General features: G+C 39.0%; 15 protein-coding genes and 1 pseudogene. 4 read left to right on the top strand and 12 right to left on the bottom strand.

Features of this window, described 5'->3' with window-relative positions:
• Window positions 1-500 precede the first annotated feature (500 nt).
• Entirely contained in the window at window positions 501-1,757 is a 1,257-nt protein-coding gene (locus MF1_RS01480) for an aspartate kinase (protein ID WP_161510307.1), read from the bottom strand.
• 192 nt (window positions 1,758-1,949) lie between these two features.
• On the opposite strand from MF1_RS01480, the gene ubiG reads away from it, so the two are divergent.
• Window positions 1,950-2,693, top strand: a complete 744-nt coding sequence (gene ubiG, locus MF1_RS01475) for a bifunctional 2-polyprenyl-6-hydroxyphenol methylase/3-demethylubiquinol 3-O-methyltransferase UbiG (protein ID WP_014923812.1) — start codon at window positions 1,950-1,952, stop codon at window positions 2,691-2,693.
• 22 nt (window positions 2,694-2,715) lie between these two features.
• Here the strand turns inward: ubiG and grxC are convergent, their stop codons facing one another.
• Both grxC and MF1_RS01465 read right to left on the bottom strand, forming a co-directional pair.
• On the bottom strand, window positions 2,716-2,973 hold the full coding sequence (gene grxC / locus MF1_RS01470; RefSeq protein ID WP_011179101.1) for a glutaredoxin 3: 258 nt from the start codon (window positions 2,971-2,973) through the stop codon (window positions 2,716-2,718).
• Window positions 2,974-3,022: 49 nt separating this feature from the next.
• On the bottom strand, window positions 3,023-3,808 hold the full coding sequence (locus MF1_RS01465; protein WP_161510306.1) for a ComF family protein: 786 nt from the start codon (window positions 3,806-3,808) through the stop codon (window positions 3,023-3,025).
• A 183-nt stretch (window positions 3,809-3,991) separates the two neighbouring features.
• On the opposite strand from MF1_RS01465, the gene MF1_RS01460 reads away from it, so the two are divergent.
• Window positions 3,992-4,801 (top strand): methyltransferase domain-containing protein, encoded by an 810-nt coding sequence (locus MF1_RS01460; RefSeq protein ID WP_014923810.1) that lies wholly within the window; start codon window positions 3,992-3,994, stop codon window positions 4,799-4,801.
• A 103-nt stretch (window positions 4,802-4,904) separates the two neighbouring features.
• Here MF1_RS01460 and MF1_RS01455 read toward each other — a convergent pair whose 3' ends face one another.
• The 3 genes from MF1_RS01455 to MF1_RS01445 form a co-directional block, all read right to left on the bottom strand.
• Entirely contained in the window at window positions 4,905-6,260 is a 1,356-nt protein-coding gene (locus MF1_RS01455; protein ID WP_014923809.1) for an L-cystine transporter, read from the bottom strand.
• A gap of 633 nt (window positions 6,261-6,893) precedes the next feature.
• A complete protein-coding gene (locus MF1_RS01450; protein ID WP_014923808.1) occupies window positions 6,894-8,267 on the bottom strand; it encodes a glutamate--cysteine ligase in 1,374 nt (457 codons plus the stop codon).
• Window positions 8,268-8,344: 77 nt separating this feature from the next.
• The gene (locus tag MF1_RS01445; RefSeq protein WP_161510305.1) at window positions 8,345-9,079 is read right to left on the bottom strand and encodes a 16S rRNA (uracil(1498)-N(3))-methyltransferase; all 735 of its coding nucleotides are present in this window, start codon (window positions 9,077-9,079) and stop codon (window positions 8,345-8,347) included.
• A 229-nt stretch (window positions 9,080-9,308) separates the two neighbouring features.
• On the opposite strand from MF1_RS01445, the gene MF1_RS06625 reads away from it, so the two are divergent.
• Window positions 9,309-9,452 (top strand): hypothetical protein, encoded by a 144-nt coding sequence (locus MF1_RS06625; RefSeq protein WP_174235328.1) that lies wholly within the window; start codon window positions 9,309-9,311, stop codon window positions 9,450-9,452.
• Window positions 9,453-9,542: 90 nt separating this feature from the next.
• On the opposite strand, the gene MF1_RS01440 is transcribed toward MF1_RS06625, so the two are convergent.
• Complete coding sequence (locus tag MF1_RS01440) at window positions 9,543-11,423, bottom strand: AsmA family protein (RefSeq protein WP_014923806.1); 1,881 nt, start codon at window positions 11,421-11,423, stop codon at window positions 9,543-9,545.
• 314 nt (window positions 11,424-11,737) lie between these two features.
• Between MF1_RS01440 and folD the strand changes: the two genes are divergently transcribed.
• Window positions 11,738-12,637 carry a bifunctional methylenetetrahydrofolate dehydrogenase/methenyltetrahydrofolate cyclohydrolase FolD gene (gene folD / locus MF1_RS01435; RefSeq protein ID WP_161510304.1) on the top strand — a complete coding sequence of 300 codons (900 nt, stop codon included), beginning with the start codon at window positions 11,738-11,740 and terminating at the stop codon, window positions 12,635-12,637.
• Between the two features lie 55 nt (window positions 12,638-12,692).
• On the opposite strand, the pseudogene edd reads toward folD, so the two are convergent.
• The 5 genes and pseudogenes from edd to MF1_RS01410 form a co-directional block, all read right to left on the bottom strand.
• Window positions 12,693-14,464, bottom strand: a pseudogene (gene edd / locus MF1_RS01430) (phosphogluconate dehydratase).
• A gap of 72 nt (window positions 14,465-14,536) precedes the next feature.
• On the bottom strand, window positions 14,537-15,304 hold the full coding sequence (pgl, locus tag MF1_RS01425) for a 6-phosphogluconolactonase (protein ID WP_161510303.1): 768 nt from the start codon (window positions 15,302-15,304) through the stop codon (window positions 14,537-14,539).
• Window positions 15,305-15,315: 11 nt separating this feature from the next.
• Entirely contained in the window at window positions 15,316-16,791 is a 1,476-nt protein-coding gene (gene zwf / locus MF1_RS01420; protein WP_161510302.1) for a glucose-6-phosphate dehydrogenase, read from the bottom strand.
• A 118-nt stretch (window positions 16,792-16,909) separates the two neighbouring features.
• The gene (locus MF1_RS01415; RefSeq protein ID WP_161510301.1) at window positions 16,910-18,193 is read right to left on the bottom strand and encodes an NAD(P)/FAD-dependent oxidoreductase; all 1,284 of its coding nucleotides are present in this window, start codon (window positions 18,191-18,193) and stop codon (window positions 16,910-16,912) included.
• Window positions 18,194-18,204: 11 nt separating this feature from the next.
• Window positions 18,205-19,632, bottom strand: a complete 1,428-nt coding sequence (locus MF1_RS01410; RefSeq protein ID WP_014923798.1) for a glutamine synthetase family protein — start codon at window positions 19,630-19,632, stop codon at window positions 18,205-18,207.
• Window positions 19,633-19,740 lie beyond the last annotated feature (108 nt).

Raw genomic sequence — 19,740 nt, 5'->3', positions numbered from 1 at the left:
TTGTCGTTTGGTTGATTGAGACTATGAAGTACTTTTTTATTTTTATTGCGTTTGATATAAATGAGCCCATATCCAAAGTCGATATGCTAAGAAAGAAGACAGTTTTTGTGCATTCCCTAAATTGAGAGTATTTTTTTACTCATAATTACTGCACAAACCTTTATTCTAAATATTTATTCAACCTCATGAAAAGGATAAATTAACCCTACAGGACACATAAAATTCTAAACAATCACTTGAGACAAGCAACACATCAATAGAAAATACTTCATCAAAATTGTATTTTGCTAAATTGTCTAAATAATCCGATGAGACCAAATTCTATGAGCTCTATAATATTGACTCTGTATTTACGAAGCTACCTTTGCATAACATGCATATTTGGACAAGCGTAGCGGACCTTTCCTCTCACACTAAAGACTTATTGTAGGAATTTTTCGCTCCCCCTCCATATAGAAATGCTTCATATTATTTGGAATCTCTTTGGAACTAAAAAATGCTTATCCCTTATCAAGTCCATAGAGAGCATGTAATGTTCTAACCGCAAGTTCAGTGTAAGCGTGATCAATCAAAATAGAAATCTTAATCTCTGAAGTCGTAATTGCTTGAATATTAATACCTTTTTCAGATAGAGCCTTAAATGCTGTAGCCGCAACACCTGCATGGCTACGCATTCCAATACCAATAACAGACACCTTGGCAAGATTTCTCTCAAATTGGAGAACGTCAAACCCTATCTCTTTACGATTTTTCTCAAGAAGTGTAACAGCTTTTTCGACATCTACTGATGGTACAGTAAAAGTCATATCGGTTTTTGAGCCATCTTCAGAAATATTTTGCACAATCATATCAACATTAATTCGCTCTTCAGCCAAGGGTCCAAAAATTGCTGCAGAGATCCCTGGACGATCAGCAAGTCGGCGAAGTGAAATTTGCGCTTCATCCTTAGCAAAAGCAATACCAGTAACATTTTGTTGTTCCAAGATTTCATCCTCATCGCAAATAAGTGTTCCAGAAGAATTTATTGGATCATCCATGCCTAACGCATCGGGATCCTCAAAACTTGAGCGCACGAAAGTACGGACTTTATGAACCATAGCCAATTCAACAGAACGAACCTGTAAAACTTTTGCCCCAAGAGAAGCCATTTCCAACATTTCTTCAAAAGCCACTTTTGGTAAAAGACGTGCCTTAGGTTCTATGCGTGGATCAGTTGTATAAACACCGTCCACATCTGTATAAATATCACAGCGATCTGCCTGTACAGCTGCCGCTATTGCAACAGCACTTGTATCTGATCCACCACGCCCTAAAGTAGAAATCCGATTATCTGGCGCTAATCCCTGAAAACCAGCGATCACTGCTACTTGGCCTTCCTGAAAACGCTGTATTAAAAAAGATCCATTAATATCTGTAATACGTGCACTACCATGTATATTATCAGTGTGAATAGGAATTTGCCAACCAAGCCATGAACGAGCATTTACTCCCATTGCTTGCAATTTCAGAGCTAACAAACCCGCCGTTATTTGTTCACCAGAAGCAACAACCACATCATATTCGTCAGCATCTTTATGCATTGGTGAAGCATCACGCGTCCACTGAACAAGCTCATTGGTTTTACCGGCCATTGCGGATACCACAACCGCAACCTCATTGCCTGCATCTACCTCTCTTTTGATATGCCGTGCAACATTATGAATACGCTCAACGTTTGCGACAGATGTTCCGCCAAATTTCATAACAATCCGCGCCATTAATAATACTCTTACCTTTAGATTTCTTATCTCAAACGACAATGAGAATAAGGTCTTACTTCCGTACCAAAAAACTTCTTTTTCACATACCCAATATCTATCGCTTGCGCAAGTCCACCATGTGGATGTTAATTTCCCTTGACTTTGGATAAAATCCACTTGACTTTATTAAAAGAATAGAAGGAGAGCAACATGATGAATGAAACGCGCACCACAATTGATCAGAATGAAATTGATCGCTTTTCCCGTATTGCTGCAGAATGGTGGAATCCAAAAGGAAAATTTCGACCACTTCATCAACTCAATCCAACACGTCTTGCGTATATTAGAGAAAAAATCTGTTTAGCATTTAATCGTGATCCTGTTTCACTTATGCCCTTCGAAAATTTGAAAATTCTCGATATTGGCTGTGGGGGTGGTTTGTTATGCGAACCAATGGCGCGTCTTGGTGCTATGGTTGTGGGAGTTGACGCTGCGCAAACAAATATCGAAGTCGCAAAACTTCATGCAACCCAAAGCGACCTTTCAATTGATTATCGTACCACTATTGCAGAAGCGCTTGCTGATAAAGGAGAGAAATTTGATATTATCCTCAATATGGAAGTTGTTGAACATGTTGCTGATGTCGATCTCTTCATAGCAGCTACAGCAAAAATGCTCAAATCACAAGGGGTGATGTTTGTCTCAACGCTCAACCGCACTTGGAAAGCATGGGGATTAGCTATTGTAGGTGCTGAATACATTTTACGCTGGCTTCCAAAAGGAACCCATGACTATAAAAAGTTTCTAAAACCTCAGGAACTTAAAAATCTCTTATCAAAAAACGCTTTGACTGTTATCGATGAGATAGGCATTACGTATAATCCAGTAAATGATAGCTGGAATCGCTCAAAAGATATGGACGTTAACTATCTGCTTCTTGCAAAACGGCCTTAAAAGAGAATACCATACCCCACAGCTATTCCACGCTTTGCAGCAAAGAATTAAGCTCTCCCTTAGCATTTAAAGCATAGAGATCATCACAACCACCGACATGATAATCACCTATAAAAATTTGTGGAAATGTATTCCGCCCATTTGCGCGCTGTACCATTTCTTCGCGCAAAACAGTTGATGCATCAATATCTGTATATTTCACGCCTTTTTTATCAAGCAAATCACGAGCTTTCGCGCAATAAGGACAGTTAGGACGTGTATAAAGTGTTACCTCTTTCATAATATTATTCTCCAAAGATTTTTTAAATAGTGTTAATTTTAACCGTCTTTCAAGAGTTGGGAAACATAGAAACTTCTTTGAAAGCTCGCGAAAATGTTAGAACATCAACCTGCCACGCACCTGCCTGTTTTAATGTCGCAGCAGCAGCCGTAACCGTTGCACCCGTTGTAAAAACATCATCAACCAGCAAAACAGAACATCCCTTTAGATATTTTTTAACTTTCCGAGGCACCTCAAAGGCATTCAGGACATTAAGTTTTCGTTCCCTAGCAGATAAATTAACCTGTGGACGTGTATTTCGACAACGCACAAGCCAACCCGGCTTAAAATTTTTTTTCTTTTTTACTGCAATATAACGAGCAAGCTCAGCAGATTGGTTATAACGTCGCCAAAAAAAACGGCGAAAATGCAACGGGATGGAAATAATAACATCACAATCATCGATAATCTCACGTCCAGCAAACACCATCCAATTGGCCATGAAAGATGCCAGTTCTATATGATCACCATACTTTAATCGCGTTACCAAAGCTTGCCCCACCCCCTTATGAACAATAGCAGAGCGAACACGCGAAAAAGGAGGGAGGTTTTGAAGAGCTTCACCACTGAGAAAACCATCCCCCATATCACAACCAAAAGGAATCCCCATAACAGGGCAATAAGGTTTTGTGATAAATTGAAGATCTTTCCAACACTGAGAGCAAATGGCACCATAAGCAGAAACTCTTTGCTTACATCCAGGGCACATCGGTGGATAGAGAATTGTTAGCAAGCACTCAATGCACTTATTCAATATATCCCCGCCATTTAAAGCCAATTTTCGAAAGCGTAACATTATCAATTTAGGCTTTTATAGCTTCCCTGTACAAAATTTCTTTTGTATTTTTTAAATGTAATTCCTTTAAAAACTCTTACCTCTTATAAATTTGTTTTTCTTTCACATCATAAACTTGACAGAGCTTGCGCAAAAGTGGACCTTTTTAAAATATTCTATCATACATCGAAAGTCCTCAACGATATGCCACATCCTTTAATCTTTGATCATAACCGCATTGAACAATTTCGCAAACGTGCTTTCCAAAAAGCAAAAAAGGGATACGATTTTTTACTGTCTTCCATGGCCGAAGACCTCTATAAACGTCTCAGTACTGTTGATCGGCGTTTTATATTAGCTCTAGATTTACACAGCCATACAGATCTTGCAGTGCAAGCTTTAATGAAATCAGGAAAAGTCCGTTCAATAGAACGCGTCGAAACCGACATACTCTATCAGAGTTATAATACAAAATTTCATGTACGCCATCGAGAATTGCTTGACTTTCCTCAAAATTATTGTGACCTCATCGTTTCGCTCCTTTCACTACAATTAACCAATGATACTCCTGGTGTTCTTAGCCAAATAAAAAATATTCTTAAACCAGATGGTTTATTCCTTGCTGTTATGACCGGAGCCGGTACATTAAGAGAATTACGCGAAAGTCTGCTGCAAGCTGAAAGTGAAATTTACGGTGGAGTTAGTCCAAGAATTTACCCCTTTGCTGATATTCGTGATGCAGGAGCTCTTTTACAGCGTATTGGTTTTACTTTATCCGTAGCGGATGTTGAAGAGATCACTATACGCTACAATACAATGTTTGACCTTATGCATGACCTTAAAGCTATGGGGATGCAAAATGCACTCATTAACCGGTCACGACGCCCTGGCTCTAAGCGCTTTTTTAACCGCGCTGCCCAAATTTACGCCGAACGATTTAGTGATCCAGATGGCCGCATTCGTGCACATTTTTCTTTCATCTGGCTCTCTGGTTGGACTCCTGATAAAAATTAATAAAAAACTCTATAATAAACATGCTCAGCTCAAATATTTCTTGTAAATATTTGAGAAAAAACAACCAAGATAAAAATGAAAAAATATACCCTCAACATGAATATCATTTTTCAAAAATGCTTTTATCTGTTGTCCGTAAAATTTGACTCGTTACAGTCCCAGCCAACATTGAATCACTTACGTTTAGAGTTGTACGCCCCATATCAATGAGAGGTTCAATAGAAATGAGCACAGCAACCAAAGAAACAGGAAGCCCCATAATTGGTAACACAACCAATGCAGCGAAAATAGCACCACCACCAACACCAGCAACACCAATAGAACTCAATGTTACAACCCCAACAAGGGTAGCAATCCAAGTAGGATCAAAAGGGTTAATTCCTACAGATGGTGCTATCATGGTCGCAAGCATTGCTGGATAAAGACCTGCACAACCATTTTGCCCAATCGTTGCCCCAAAAGAAGCTGCAAAACTCGCAATTGATTGCGGTACACCAATCCACTGCGTTTGTGCTTCAATATTCAAAGGAATACTTGCAGCACTTGAACGACCACTAAAAGCAAATGTCAAAACTGGCAGAACCTTTCTGAAAAAGCGAAATGGATTAATCCCTGATATGCCAAGCAACACACCATGAATTCCAAACATAAGGATAATACCAACATAGGAAGCAACAACAAAAACCAATAAATTTAAAATATCTGCAATATGTGAGGTTGCTCCTACCTTAGTCATCAGTGCAAAAATACCGTAAGGCGTTAAAGCAATCACAATACGGACTAACCACATAATCCAAGATTGTGCCACTTGAATAAATGAAAGCGCTTTTTCCCCTTTATCTCGATCATCTTTTTTTAAAAGAATAACCGCAGCTCCTAAAAACGCTGCAAAAATAACAACACTGATAATCGATGTACGCTTGACTTCACTTAACTCAGCAAATGGGTTTTTAGGAATCAAAGATAAAATCATCTTTGGGACACTCATATCTTCAAGTTGAGAAATACTAACCCCAGAAATAGCAGAAACATTTTGCCCTTCAGATACCAAACCATTCGCTGTTAATCCAAAAACATTAACTACAAAAATACCAACCAATGCTGAAAGAGCAGTTGTAAAGAGCAATATTGAAATTATCATTATGCTCATTTTGCCAACAGCATAAACAGAATGCAAATGAGCAACTGCTGAAACGATAGAGATAAAAACCAGTGGCATAACAATCATTTGCAATAACAAAATATAGCCGTCCCCTACAATATTAAACCATTCAATAGATTTTAACAGAGTAGCTTCACCTTCTCCATAAATAACCTGCAAAATACTTCCAAAAATCACGCCAAGGATAAGCCCTAGCATAACACGTAGTGAAAGACTCCATTTCATCTTCCTACTTTGGGCAAGCCATAACAAAAAAATAACAAATAGAAATAAATTGATGAAAAAATTAAATGTCATTGTTTATGCCCACATTATTATGTTTGCTATTGAATAACATACATAGTTCAAAATCAATGCATAATATCCGAAGATAAAATATAACGCTTAACAGGTCTTTACAAAATCACTATTTTTTTAATTTATAGGTTAGAAGAGAATTTTTTATCTACTAATCACTGTTTAAAGAAGATAAAAAATCAAATAAAATTATTTTCCTATTATTCATAAAAATTTTTAATAGGATAAAACATAAACAGCACCCATTGCAGCTCAACACTAAAAGAACAATTCCAATCTGCCTTAATCATTTGAATGATGCTATTATTCTCTCCTATTACTCGCACGGCATAAGAAGGATTGGGCAGTAGATAAGTAGATAAAAACTGTTTGAAAAGGACTCAATATATTCCTTATGAACCATCTTAATGCAAAAGTAGATACAATATTGAGGTTGGATAAATATCATGATGGTCTGTTACTTCATAAGCGTAAAAGTGGCACTGCCCAATAAATCCTGCGTTATACTCTTCCTGGACAGTGCCAAGAGATAGGATTGGCAGTAAAGTAAGATATCTCTCTAAAACAAATCTGTGAATTAACAGCACAAGGGCGTGCACTTCTTCGAAAAGTATATATTTCTTGCTTCAAAATTTAATAGGCGCATTCTAAAAATACAGGTTCCACAGTCCCATCCCAAACAGAATGATAAAGAGATAAAAATTTATCAGCATCTGTTTGGCCCATTGCAATCACCTCTTCCAAAGGAGTTAGAAAATTTGTCTCATCAAAACCATCCGAATCATATTGCCGACGATTTTTTAACCCCTTGCGTGAAATAGCAACAGCTTGACGAGCTATTTCTAAAATTACAGTTTGACGAAACGGAGCTCTTAATCCCTCTTTAGGAACACGTTTACGCAAATCCAAAACCTCTTCAAAACACCAATCTTTTGTCAAAGTTTCTGCCTCATTAAGCGCTTCACTATCATAAAGAAGCCCAACCCAAAAAGCCGACAACGCACAAATACGCTTCCAAGAACCGCAATCGGCTCCTCTCATTTCTAAAAATCGTTTTAGGCGTACTTCGGGAAACAAAGTCGATAGATGATTAATCCAATCTCCCATGGTTGGCATTGAATTTGCAATCTTTCCTTTTAATGCCCCATTCATAAACTGACGAAAAGTTATATGTGTACAATCGTAATAATGACCGTCACGCACAACGAAATACATCGGTACATCAAGTGCCCATTCAACGTAATCCGCAAAACCAAAATGTTCAGAAAATATAAAGGGAAGAACCCCAGTCCTCTGCTTATCAGTATCGCACCAAACTTCAGAACGCCAAGATAAAAAACCATTTGGGCGCCCCTCAGTAAAAGGTGAACTCGCAAATAATGCTGTTGCAATAGACTGTAACTTCATTGATACTTGCATTTTTCGCCGCATATCAGTTTCAGATGAAAAATCAAGATTAACCTGAACAGTTGATGTACGATACATCATATCAAGACCACTATAACCAACTTTCGGCATATAATTGGCCATAATCCGATAACGTGATTTAGGCATTCGCGGGGTTTCAGCTAATGTCCACTTTGGACTAGCACCAATACCTAGAAAACCAATGCCTAATGGTCCTGAAATTTTCTTGAGAAGAGCTAAATGCTCCATCACCTCGCAATAAGTATGACCAATCGTTTTTAGTGGTGCACCAGATAATTCAAATTGCCCCCCAGGTTCCAAAGAAATAGCACCTTGATCAACTGATCCTACAAGTCCAATAATATTTCCTTCATCTAAAATAGGCTTCCATCCTAAAGCTTTTTGCATTCCCTCTAGAAGTGCACGGATTCCCCTTGAGCCTTCATAAGGAACAGGACGAAAATCGTCTATATAGAACGGAAATTTTTCATGTTCAGTACCAATACGCCAGTCATTTTCTGCTTTACATCCCCCTTGGAAATAGCTAACCAAAGAATCTAAGTTATAAACTTCACTTTCATCAGTTATATCAAGTGCCATAACTTATTGTTTCCTATCATTAGTGCCATCGTTTAACACGAATCGTTTAGAATGTTTTTACAGACTTCTCAATCAATTTACCAATCTCCTACGGTAGCATTAAGCAGAGCCAAAGCAGCAACAGCTGCAGTGTCAGCACGTAAAATACGTGGTCCTAATGGTATTGGAATCACAAAAGAATGTTTTTTTAAAAAGCTCCGCTCCTCTTTACTAAATCCACCTTCTGGTCCAATGAGAACACCCGGCACTGTCATTTCGTGCTTTTTTAAAAGAGGTAATGGATTATGCAATTTGTGGGCTTCATCACAAAAGAACAAAGGTTGTGTCTCATCCCAACACGCTAAAAGTTCTGCTAACGACACAGCAGGTACGCATTCGGGCAAAGATAAAATGCCACACTGTTCAGAAGCTTCCACAACATTAGCCTCCATACGCGTCCTATTGATACGCGTAACCTGTGTATGATGCGTTATAACAGGCTGCAAAATCGATGCCCCCATTTCTACAGCTTTTTGCACCATGTAATCCAAACGCGCGTTTTTGAGCGGAGCAAAACAGTAAATGAGATTCGAAGGCGCTGTTTGCAATCTTTCTTGATGGATAAGCTTAACCACAACAAATCTCTTCTTAATGGTGATAAGTTTAGCAAGCCACTCACCATCTTGTCCATTAAAAAGTAAAATTTCAGCTCCTTCTTGCATACGCAAAACATGTATAAGATAAGAAGCTTTTTGCCCCTCTATCTTTATTTCTTCATTCAAAACAAGCGGCTGTCGAATAAATAATCTTTTAAGTTTATAATTTATGTGCATAAAAAATTGTGTTAGAGTTTACTATAATCACCGAAGAGGAGAATATACAACAATAAAGAAAAAATTACATCTATAGAGCTATATGTATAAAGAACTATAAAGTTTTTTTAAGATTTATAAGATAATAGTGGGAACAAAGAAAACACTAAGTGATTTTATATCTACAAGTTTATAATAACATATCATTCACCATTAATTCAGTGACTGATCATATGATTGAAGAGAAAATATGTCTGCTAAAAAAGCTACAATTATTACTATTATAACCCTCCTCGGCTTTATTCTGATTACGGTAGGTATTGGTTCCGTTGGAGCAGATGGAAAACACACAATCGCTGAAGATGGTTATGGCATCTCCTCTCAGATTCAATAGGCATAGGCTACATATCTTTAAAATTTTATATCAAAACAATATTTTTCAGCAAATTTCTAAAATCGCCGCTAATAATATGAAGGACAATGATCAATCCACATTAATGTCTTTTTTAACCCAAAAATTGCCCTGATCCTGCCCTTTAGAGCTAAGAGAAAAAGCGAAAGGCCATGCAAGACTGTTAGCAAGACATTCGACATCTCTACATAAAGTTTCTGAACTTTTACTTTTTCTTAATTGCGCCTGTAATGTCAATTCATTCTTTTGATCCTGTGCAATCGCAACTGCAATTGCTCCTTGAATGGACAAACTCCAATCCACCGTACGCATAAGCGATTCTATTACCGTGATTGTGCCATCTGAAAATCTCGTTTGAATATCCCAACGATCAAAAGCTGTTGATAAGGAGTCATTGTTCACCAAAAGAAATTGTTCCTTTTTTGAAAGCCTTGTCTGAAAATCATTCAAATCATACCCTAACAGCCACCCAGAAGACATATTGATTGTTAATCCACCTTGCATTTTCGCAAAAATTTCCGACCAAGAACTGGCAAGTGTTCGTACTGTTGTGGTAAAGCTAGTTTTACTCTGTGCAAATGGGATAATCCCCAAAGCCTCTGAAACAGCCTGCGTATCAATAGAAGTGCCTGAAGCACGTCCTTCAAGTCGCACTTTCTGAGCAACTGGTGTAATTTGAATAGTGCTTTGCAATGATCCACCAAAAACATTCGCATGTCCAAGGTCAAAAATGCCATGCCCATTTCTTATTTGTATTGCAGCAGCTAAATGAGTAAGGGTAACATTTCCTAATTTCGCTTGCGGAGTAGAAAGCCGTACATCTACCCCAATGCGATTAAAAATTGTCATATCACAGAATGCCTTCTTTTCTTCAACTAAAGAAAATACCAATTCCGATAGATTAAAGTCTAGGTTATCAAATGCTAACGATCCAATTACGATTGGTACATAATCCTGAAAATCTAACTCTAAAGCTCCACGCGCGCTTGATGTACCCATCGTAAATGTCACATTATTCATTTTAATATGCATGGGCTGCGCTAAAAAATGAGATTCCCATACAATAGGTATTTTCAATCCATGACCCCAGAACTGACTGCCTCCAATCCAGGCCAATGTCTGATTCCACTCTGGAGAACGCATTGATACCTTTCCATCAAAAATGTAATATTCAGATAATTGTGCCTGCCCTGTAAAGGTTATACCACCACGCACAGAATTGATGCTTGCCTTAATCTGGCTTTTCCCTCCTGCTAAAAGCAGCAATGCTTGGTCGGCATCAATCGATAATTTTGTTAACTCTCCGCGCCAACGAGCATCTGCACGAAACCGGGCTTCCTGGGTTGCTTCTGGCCAATCTAAAGCAGCATTTAATCCCGTTATTTTTTCTGCTACACTAGAAAGGCTATCATGATACACAAGAACGCCATTTTTAATAACAATCCGTCCAAAAGGTTGGTTCAAAAGACGCTTTATATCTGGCTGATCAGGGTTATGCTTAATTATTTCACGAGCATTACGTATTGCTAATCCTAATGCACCTTGGGACTGCGAAAATCTAGTAAAAAAATCAGCTACCGTTTTAACCGGCTTTTCCATAACAAATTGTGGACGCACAATCCGCGTCTCTGAAAAAGAAACATGCCCCCAAAGAAGGTCCACCAAAGAAAGATCAACTTCTATCGATTCAGCTTCCATGAGTGGTACAGCATTATTCATTTTTGATGTTAAAGTAACACCGAAAAGAAATGCTCTAGGATAAGGAAAAAGATTTAACCGTGGTGGATCACGTAATTGCACGTTATAGCCTGTCCATGCACTCAAATCCTGCGCTAAACGAATGCGAATCGCATCTGTTGACACAAGAGAAGGTAAAATGAGAATACTAGCTCCAAACAAAAAAACAATTGTAATAAAAACCCCGCTCAAAAACTTTATTATTCTGGCGCGCACAATCTTCCTCTACACTTTCGCCCCTATAACAGATTAAAAGTATACTTAAATTATCGTTAAAAAACTTCTTATAATCCTAAAATCCGTCATATCTCATCTAATAATTTAATTATTCCTGTTCTTATCCAAAGTTTATTGGAACAGCAATGTTGCTGCTTTGTAACAAAGCAATTATTTTAAAGCCTTCTAAAAACAAAAAAATATCTAACACTTTCGAACCACCTTTAGCATTTCCAGATTAATACTGCTACAAAGCTCTATTGGATCGTCAGCAAATGCTTTACAAAAAAAGCCCTTATGAAAGGATCGTTCCCATGAACAATATTATCGATGGAAAAAAGCTTGCTGAAGAGATTATCGTGAAAGTTAAGGCTGAAACAATAAAACTCCGCAATAACTATAAGATACAACCCGGTATTGCTGTCATCATTGTTGGAGATGATCCCGCAAGTCATGTATATGTCACATCAAAAAGCAAAAAAGCCGAAGAATGTGGTTTTTTTTCAATCAAATATATGCTTTCCAAAGAAACATCAGAAAAAGAACTCCTTCAACTTATTGCAACATTAAATTCTGACCCCAAAATCCATGGCATTTTGGTACAGCTTCCCCTCCCTGCTCATATTAATACAAATTGTGTAACGCAAGCCATCGCTTTCCAAAAAGATGTGGATGGTTTTCATTATATTAATATAGGAAAACTCTCATGCAATACCCTTGAAGATGCTATCATTCCCTGTACACCAGCTGGTGCCATGATAATGATTGAACAACAATGCGGACGAGATTTATCTGGTCTTGATGCCGTTGTTGTTGGGCGCTCTAATATTGTTGGCAAACCTATGGCTGCCCTCTTAACAGCAGCAAATGCCACTGTGACAATCGCCCATAGTCGTACCCGCGATCTTGATGACGTGTGTCGTAGCGCCGATATCTTAGTAGCAGCTGTAGGCCGTCCACAAATAATTAAAAAAGACTGGGTTAAAAATGGTGCTGTTGTAATCGACGTTGGCATTAACCGCATTGCAGCACCAGAGAAAGGCATAGGAAAGACGCGTCTTGTCGGTGATGTCGATTTTGAAGCAATAAAAGGAAAAACTGCTGCCATTACCCCCGTTCCAGGAGGCGTTGGACCTATGACAATTGCCATGCTTATGGTTAATACGCTCAACGCTGCTGCTCGATTACATAATCTGCCCGTACTAAAACTCTAAGGATTTTACGCGCTTTCATTGCACGTGCATTACTTCATTACTTTTCGCATTTTACTCATGCTATAATAACAGATGCTCCTTGATCTGCATGATTAACTGATTGACGAAAAACACTAAAGAGCTCGCGCCCAAAACCATAATGATTATCTGAAAGATCAGGAGGGATGACCTTTCGTACATTAAATTTAAAACATCTAACTTACCCACCTAAGCATCAAGACAAACGACATCACCATCCTACAAACGCGCAATAAAGCCATTATCCAAAGCTTCTGGTGTCACATGGACTGCAGCAGGAATTTTTCCTGATGCACCTGACATACGACCGTCGGTTATCAATGCTACCTTTTGACCACGATTTTGTAAAACCCTAAAATTGTCGTTAATTTATGAAGCTCTGGTATAAGATTCGCTTTTGGTCCTTGGTAACGAATGACAGCAATAAACTCTTTACCATTCAAAGCTCCAACTTTAAAAGCCTCGTGAAACCCCTCTTGATCATTAAAGACAAGAACTGGAGCTTCAATCGGCCAATGCTCAGATTTAACGGATGAAACTTTCATAATAGCTGTACCCAAATCTCCCGACAAAACACGAATACCACCATCAGGTTGAAACGACTTTCTCCATCCTGCTAATACCTTATGATTCCAACTTTCATTGCGAGCAGGCTCACGCACCACATTGCCATCAGCGCAAAATTTTGCTTCAATTGCATAAGCATTGAAACCTTTACCGAAAACTGTACAAACATCTTCATGAACTAAACCGGCCTCAATCAATTCGCGAATAATAAATCCCACACCATCAGCCAGCTACATGAAAATGATTGATATCAGCCAAACCGTTAGGGTAAATCCGTGCTAAAAGAGAAACAACTGACGAAACTTCTGCAATATCATGCCCTGTCAACCGAATACCGCCAACAGCGCAGCCAAGCAATTAAATGAATGGCATGATTGGTAGACCTTCCTGTTGCATTTAATCCTATAATGGCGTTTACGAAAGAGCGCTCATCAATTATCGTACCAAGTGGCATATAATCATCGCCAAAGGCTGTCATTTCAAGTACACGCTTGGTAGCTTCCTGTATTAAAGCATCACGCAAAGGTGTATTGGCATTGACAAAAGAAGCTCCCGGCATGTGTGGAACCCCATCATCTCCAGTATCACTTTATTTGAGTTAGCAGTTCCATAAAATGTACATGTCCTTGGCTCATGATAAGAACGTGCTTCTGATTCCAGCAATGTTTACCGATCCATTTTATTTTCTGCATAACACTGGTGCATTTTTGCTTTTTCGTCATTGCTTTGACCACTGTCATAGTGCCAGCAGGAACAAAAATTTCTTGTAAATGGCCGAATGTTAACGCACCAATTACAAACCAGGTATGATTTTATCACAAACTCCGAGATATAGCCACATCGAACATATCATGTATAAGCTTATAGCCGTCGCCATTGCAATCACTTCACGCGAAAAAAGGAGAGCCCCATCCAGCCAGCATACCCTTGTGTTACACCATCGCACATTGCAGGCACGCCACCTGCTACTTGTGCCACACAACCAACCGTATGAGCAAGCTCCTTTAATTAAAAAAGTCTCAAAAGGTTGATGTGCTGAAAGTATATCATTATATGCAGTGATAATACCAATGTTCGTAACGATATTATGCTTCAAACGCTTTTTATCGATTGGACAACAGGCAGCAAAACCATGAGCCTGATTAGTATATCCCCCAAAAAACTCCGCTTGGGACGATTTGCTTGCGCCTTTGCAATACGGTCTAGATAAATTTCCCGTGTCGGAAGAGAATGCTCATAAATTCTTCGCGTAACGGTAGCAACTTCTTTGAAAGTATCATGTTACCGCCCTTTCGCTTACGATCCCATCATCAGTTAGAGAGCTTGCGTATCTATCCTACTCTTCTCATGTTCTGCTTCAGTTATTTCATTTTCTTCCGGTGACCAATAAACCTGAATAAGATGATGGGCATTGCGCAAAACCGCACGAACAGGCATTTCCATTTCAGGCCCATCCTGACAAACCTTTTCAAAACAATCGCGTTTCTGAAAACCTTCAAAATGGAGAATAATGCAACGAGATTGCATTATCACTGGCAGAGTCAGCGTAAGTCTGGGTTCAAGAGCACTCTTCGCATGAAGTGGCAAAACAAGTGCCTGTGTTTGAAGATCAAGTGCTTGCTTCAAACGATCAGCATCAGGAAAGAAAGAAGCGGTATGTCCATCAATCCCCATTCCCAAAACAATAACATCAAAGGGTCTAGGCAAAGCATTGACCCGACTAGCTGCTAAAAAAGCGGTAAGCTCAGCAGTAATTGCCTTCTGATAAAGTCCTACAAAACGCGCTTTAGCGGCAAAATTTTGTAACAAATAGCGCCGCACAACATATTCATTTGAACACTCATGGTGAGCAGGTACAAGACGTTCATCGACCAAAGTGATAATAATATTTTCCCAATCAATATCAGCTTTTGATAAATAATGAAAAAACAATTCTGGTGTTTTACCACCAGAAACTGCCAAAATTGCGCGCTTACGCTCAAGAATAGACACACTAAGCTCTGCTGCAACGCGATCAGCTAATGCCAAAGCTAAGTCCGTGGGTGTTTTAAAATTTAAAGGGTGGATATTCAATTTATACATTATTTATCGCTCTAAACCAAGTTGTTCCATATCCGCCCATCACGTTCCATCAAAACAGTCGAAGCAGATGGTCCCCATGAACCAGCACTATAACCATAAACAGGCTGTTTTATTGCCTCCCATCCCTCAAGAATAGGATCAATCCAAAGCCAAGCAGCTTCAACTTCATCACGACGCATAAACAGTGTTTGATTTCCACGAATAACGTCCATCAATAGGCGTTCATAAGCATCAGGATTACGTTCAGAAAACGCAGACGCAAAACTCATGTCCAATGGAATATGACGAAACCGCATACCACCAGGACCTGGGTCCTTAATCATTAGCCACTGTTTTACGCCCTCATCAGGTTGGAGACGAACAACTAATCGATTAGAAAAAATTTCATTCGAATCCGTATCAAAAATATTATGGGGGATGGGTTTGAAAACGATAACAATTTCAGACATTCGCGTAAACATACGCTTACCAGTTCGTAAATAAAAAGGCGTATCAGCCCAACGCCAATTATCAATCTTAATTTTAAGCGCTACAAACGTTTCGCTCTGGCTGACCTTTTTCCCCAAATCATCAAGATAAGATTTTACAGCAACACCATCAGATAGACCAGAAAGATACTGCCCACGTACAGTATGTTCCTCTACATTATGAACATTAAGAGGCATTAAAGAATGCAAAACTTTAAGTTTTTCATCACGCACAGCATTTGCACTGTTGGTAAATGGTATTTCCATGGCAACCAAACAAAGCAATTGCAGCATATGATTCTGTACCATGTCACGTAGTGCACCCGCACTCTCATAATATTCTGCACGCCCCTCCAATCCTAAAGATTCAGCAACTGTGATCTGAACATGATCAATATATTTTGAGTTCCATAATGGCTCATACAGTGTATTAACAAACCGCAATGCCATTAAATTTTGAACAGTTTCCTTGCCAAGATAATGGTCAATGCGGAAAATTTGATCTTCATCGAATACGCTTGCAAATGTATCATTGAGTTCAACTGCTGTTTTTACATTGTGACCAATAGGTTTTTCAATGATAATCCGTGTTTGCTGCGTCACAAAACCATTTTGTCCCAATCTCATCGCAATATCACCAAAAAGGGACGAACTAACCGCCAAATAAAAAGCCCGAATATCAGCTGATTCTCTCGATAGCAGAAAAGCGAGATCTTCCCACCCCCAGTTTGATGTAATATCAACAGAAACATAGGTTAAACGCGCAAGAAAACGATTGAGTTCAATTCGATTGAGATCTTTTGGATGAACATATTTTTCTAGAGAAGAGCGAACAAAGTTTTGATATTCTTCACAACTCAACGAAGAGCGCGAAACCCCAATGATACGCGTTGGCTCGCTAAATTGCCCAACACATTGACAATGATATAAAGCAGGGATCAGTTTGCGTGATGCTAAATCACCATTGCCACCAAAAACAATACAGTCAAAGGGAGAGACTGGAATAATTTTACGCACCATAAGCTCGTCTCTCTTCCCATTCAATTATAAAAAATTAAAAAATTTATAAAAAGCTCATCATTAGAGCAAACAGATGCTAAACAAGCTCTTAATTTTTTTATTTCAAACGATGTTCAGTTTAAAAATGATCCATCAAAGCAAACCAACGCATTGCTAAAAATACAAGCGGGTAACGCAGCATTTTTCCTCCTGGAAAGGGTGAAATCTTTAAATTCTGAAAATATGCGAAACGCTCATGCCTCCCAGTTAACCATTCAGCATATAATTTTCCCATAAAAGGAGCAAGCATAACTCCATGCCCCGAATAACCACCACAGTAAGTTATACCCGGTAGAAGTTGGCGAACATAAGGCATGCGTTCAACTGTGATAGCAACCGTCGCACCCCAACGATGCGTTAGATTGATAAATTGAAGATGAGGATAAATTTCAGCAATCTGCTGTCGTATACGTTCCTCTAAATTTACAGGATAGCAATTATCATAACTTTCTACTCCGCCAAATAATAAGCGATTATCAACGCTCTTGCGAAAATAGCGAACCATAAAACGAGAATCATCTACTGATTCTCCACCCTGAAGAATTGGGTTCTCTTTTGATAATGGTTCAGTTGCTCCAATATAAGAGCGGATAGAAACAATATTTCTCTCAACAAAATCCTGAAGTCCAAGCTTATACGCATTGGTCGCCAATAAAACATGCTCAGCCGTTATTTTGCCTCGTTTTGTTATTACCATACAACGGCTACCCTTGCGATCTACCGTGGTTACTTGTGTCTTCTCATACAGTTTAGCACCAGCATTTTTGGCTTTTTTTGCCAACCAAACAATCAGCTTCAAAGGATTTATATGGCCCGTGTTGACATCATAAATACCGCCATAATAAAAAGACGAGCCAAGCCGTTTAGCTGTTTCATCCCTCCCCATAAAAGTGAGACCATAATAACCATAACGCTGCATCGTCTCAACATGCCGTTGATAAGAGATTACCTCACGCCTTTTATGGGTCACGGAAAGTTGTCCTTCCATAAAATCGCATTGACAATCAGGCATCATACACCAAGACAAAATATCCTTTTTAGCTTCTTCAGCTAAATCAAATAGTGCCTTACTTCGTTCAAAACCATATTTTTTTTCTAAGGTTTCTACCCATTGTCGTTGCCCCGTACCCAATTGGCCACCATTGCGCCCTGAAGCACCGTCACCAAAACGCGAAGCTTCAAATAAAACAACACCCACTCCAGCCTTAGCGAGATGATAAGCAGCCGAAAGACCAGTAAACCCACCTCCAATAATAACCACATCGCACTGTTGCTGTTCGTTAAAAAATGGATAAGAAGGGCGATCTTCTAAAGTATCTTCATACCAAGAAATTCCTGGAGAAATGGGATTATAATCAATCATTGTGATAAAACTTAAACATTCAGCAAGAGATATTCACGCTCCCACGGACTAATGACTTCCATAAAAGTTTCAAACTCTTGGCGTTTGATTGCAGCATAAGTACTGACAAATACATCTCCTAAAATAGCACGTATCGCCGTATCTTGTTCAAATAAGTTAACAGCCTCAATGAGTCCACGCGGTAATTCAATGTTATCAGTATTCACATTCTTTGTTGTTGGCTCATCCGGTTCAAGCTCTTGCTGCAACCCAATGAGACCACAAGCCAAAGAAGCCGCAAGCGCTAAATAAGGGTTAGCATCTGATGAAGGAAGCCTATTCTCAACACGCCGTCCCTGGGGAGAAGAACGCGGCACACGAAAAGCTGTAGTACGATTATCATATCCCCATCGCAAGTTAACAGGCGCTGAAAGATCAGGCACAAGACGCCGATAAGAATTCACATAAGGAGCAAGCATCACAAGAACCCCAGGTATATGTCTTTGTAATCCACCAATAAAATGGCGAAAACGGATATTTTCTTTACCATCCTCCTGTGTAAAAATGTTCATACCTGTTTTCTTATCAACAACCGATTGGTGAATATGCATAGCAGACCCTGGTTGCCCTTGAATAGGCTTGGCCATAAAAGTTGCATACATATTATGTTTCAGTGCCACTTCACGAATTGTTCGTTTAAATATAAAAACTTGATCAGCTAATTCGATCGGATCGCCATGGCGTAAATTGATTTCAAACTGACCAGCCCCTTCCTCATGAATGAGCGTATCAATTTCTAGCCCTTGCGCTTCCGAAAAATGATAAATATCATCAATCAGATCATCAAATTCATTCACACCAGCAATCGAATACCCCTGTCCCCCACCAATTGAACGTCCAGACCGACCAATCGGAGGAACTAAAGGATAATCAGGATCGGGATTTTTCTCTACCAAATAAAATTCAATTTCTGGTGAAACAACGGGTTTTAGACCCATTTTCGTGTAAAAATCAATCACTTTTCGCAAAACATTTCGCGGTGTATAATCAACACCTTGCCCATTTTGATACACAAGATCACAAATCACTTGTGCTGTAGGAGCTTCTTCCCATGGAACAATGCTTAACGTAGAAAGATCAGGCTCAAGGCGTAAATCACCATCTGTTTTGGGATATTCAAAACCATGACCATCCTCAGGATAATCTCCTGAAATTGTCGCCATAAAAACCGCTGAAGGCAATGCCAATGATGTTTCCGATATAAATTTTTTAGAAAGCATCATCTTGCCACGTGCTACCCCCGCTTGATCAGGCGTAATACATTCAATATCTTCTACATTACGCAAAGCAAGCCACTGCGAAACTTGCTCCCAATTATCGACACCGCGTAAATTTTTGAGAAACTGAGAAACAGGTTTAGAACCTTTACTTTTCATTTGTTTACTATTTTTCATCGCCATAACACACCACTTTTAAAAACAATCAAGCCCCGCTATTATGGTATCATCCCATGCATAAACGTCAAAAAAACCTTATCAACTTAATTTATAAAGAATGACACAACTTCC

Source organism: Bartonella quintana, from assembly GCF_009936175.1.
In the GTDB taxonomy this organism is placed as follows: domain Bacteria; phylum Pseudomonadota; class Alphaproteobacteria; order Rhizobiales; family Rhizobiaceae; genus Bartonella; species Bartonella quintana.
This window is presented reverse-complemented; position numbering and strand designations above follow the sequence as displayed.

Excerpts from the sequence above, each read along its gene's own strand:
- MF1_RS01415 (WP_161510301.1), bottom strand. The coding sequence starts at position 18,193 with ATGATTGATTATAATCCCATTTCTCCAGGAATTTCTTGGTATGAAGAT.
- grxC (WP_011179101.1), bottom strand. The coding sequence starts at position 2,973 with ATGAAAGAGGTAACACTTTATACACGTCCTAACTGTCCTTATTGCGCG.
- MF1_RS01455 (WP_014923809.1), bottom strand. The coding sequence starts at position 6,260 with ATGACATTTAATTTTTTCATCAATTTATTTCTATTTGTTATTTTTTTG.
- MF1_RS01465 (WP_161510306.1), bottom strand. The coding sequence starts at position 3,808 with ATGTTACGCTTTCGAAAATTGGCTTTAAATGGCGGGGATATATTGAAT.
- MF1_RS01410 (WP_014923798.1), bottom strand. The coding sequence starts at position 19,632 with ATGGCGATGAAAAATAGTAAACAAATGAAAAGTAAAGGTTCTAAACCT.
- MF1_RS01450 (WP_014923808.1), bottom strand. The coding sequence starts at position 8,267 with ATGGCACTTGATATAACTGATGAAAGTGAAGTTTATAACTTAGATTCT.
- ubiG (WP_014923812.1), top strand. The coding sequence starts at position 1,950 with ATGATGAATGAAACGCGCACCACAATTGATCAGAATGAAATTGATCGC.
- MF1_RS01460 (WP_014923810.1), top strand. The coding sequence starts at position 3,992 with ATGCCACATCCTTTAATCTTTGATCATAACCGCATTGAACAATTTCGC.
- folD (WP_161510304.1), top strand. The coding sequence starts at position 11,738 with ATGAACAATATTATCGATGGAAAAAAGCTTGCTGAAGAGATTATCGTG.
- MF1_RS01480 (WP_161510307.1), bottom strand. The coding sequence starts at position 1,757 with ATGGCGCGGATTGTTATGAAATTTGGCGGAACATCTGTCGCAAACGTT.
- MF1_RS01445 (WP_161510305.1), bottom strand. The coding sequence starts at position 9,079 with ATGCACATAAATTATAAACTTAAAAGATTATTTATTCGACAGCCGCTT.
- pgl (WP_161510303.1), bottom strand. The coding sequence starts at position 15,304 with ATGTATAAATTGAATATCCACCCTTTAAATTTTAAAACACCCACGGAC.
- zwf (WP_161510302.1), bottom strand. The coding sequence starts at position 16,791 with ATGGTGCGTAAAATTATTCCAGTCTCTCCCTTTGACTGTATTGTTTTT.
- MF1_RS06625 (WP_174235328.1), top strand. The coding sequence starts at position 9,309 with ATGTCTGCTAAAAAAGCTACAATTATTACTATTATAACCCTCCTCGGC.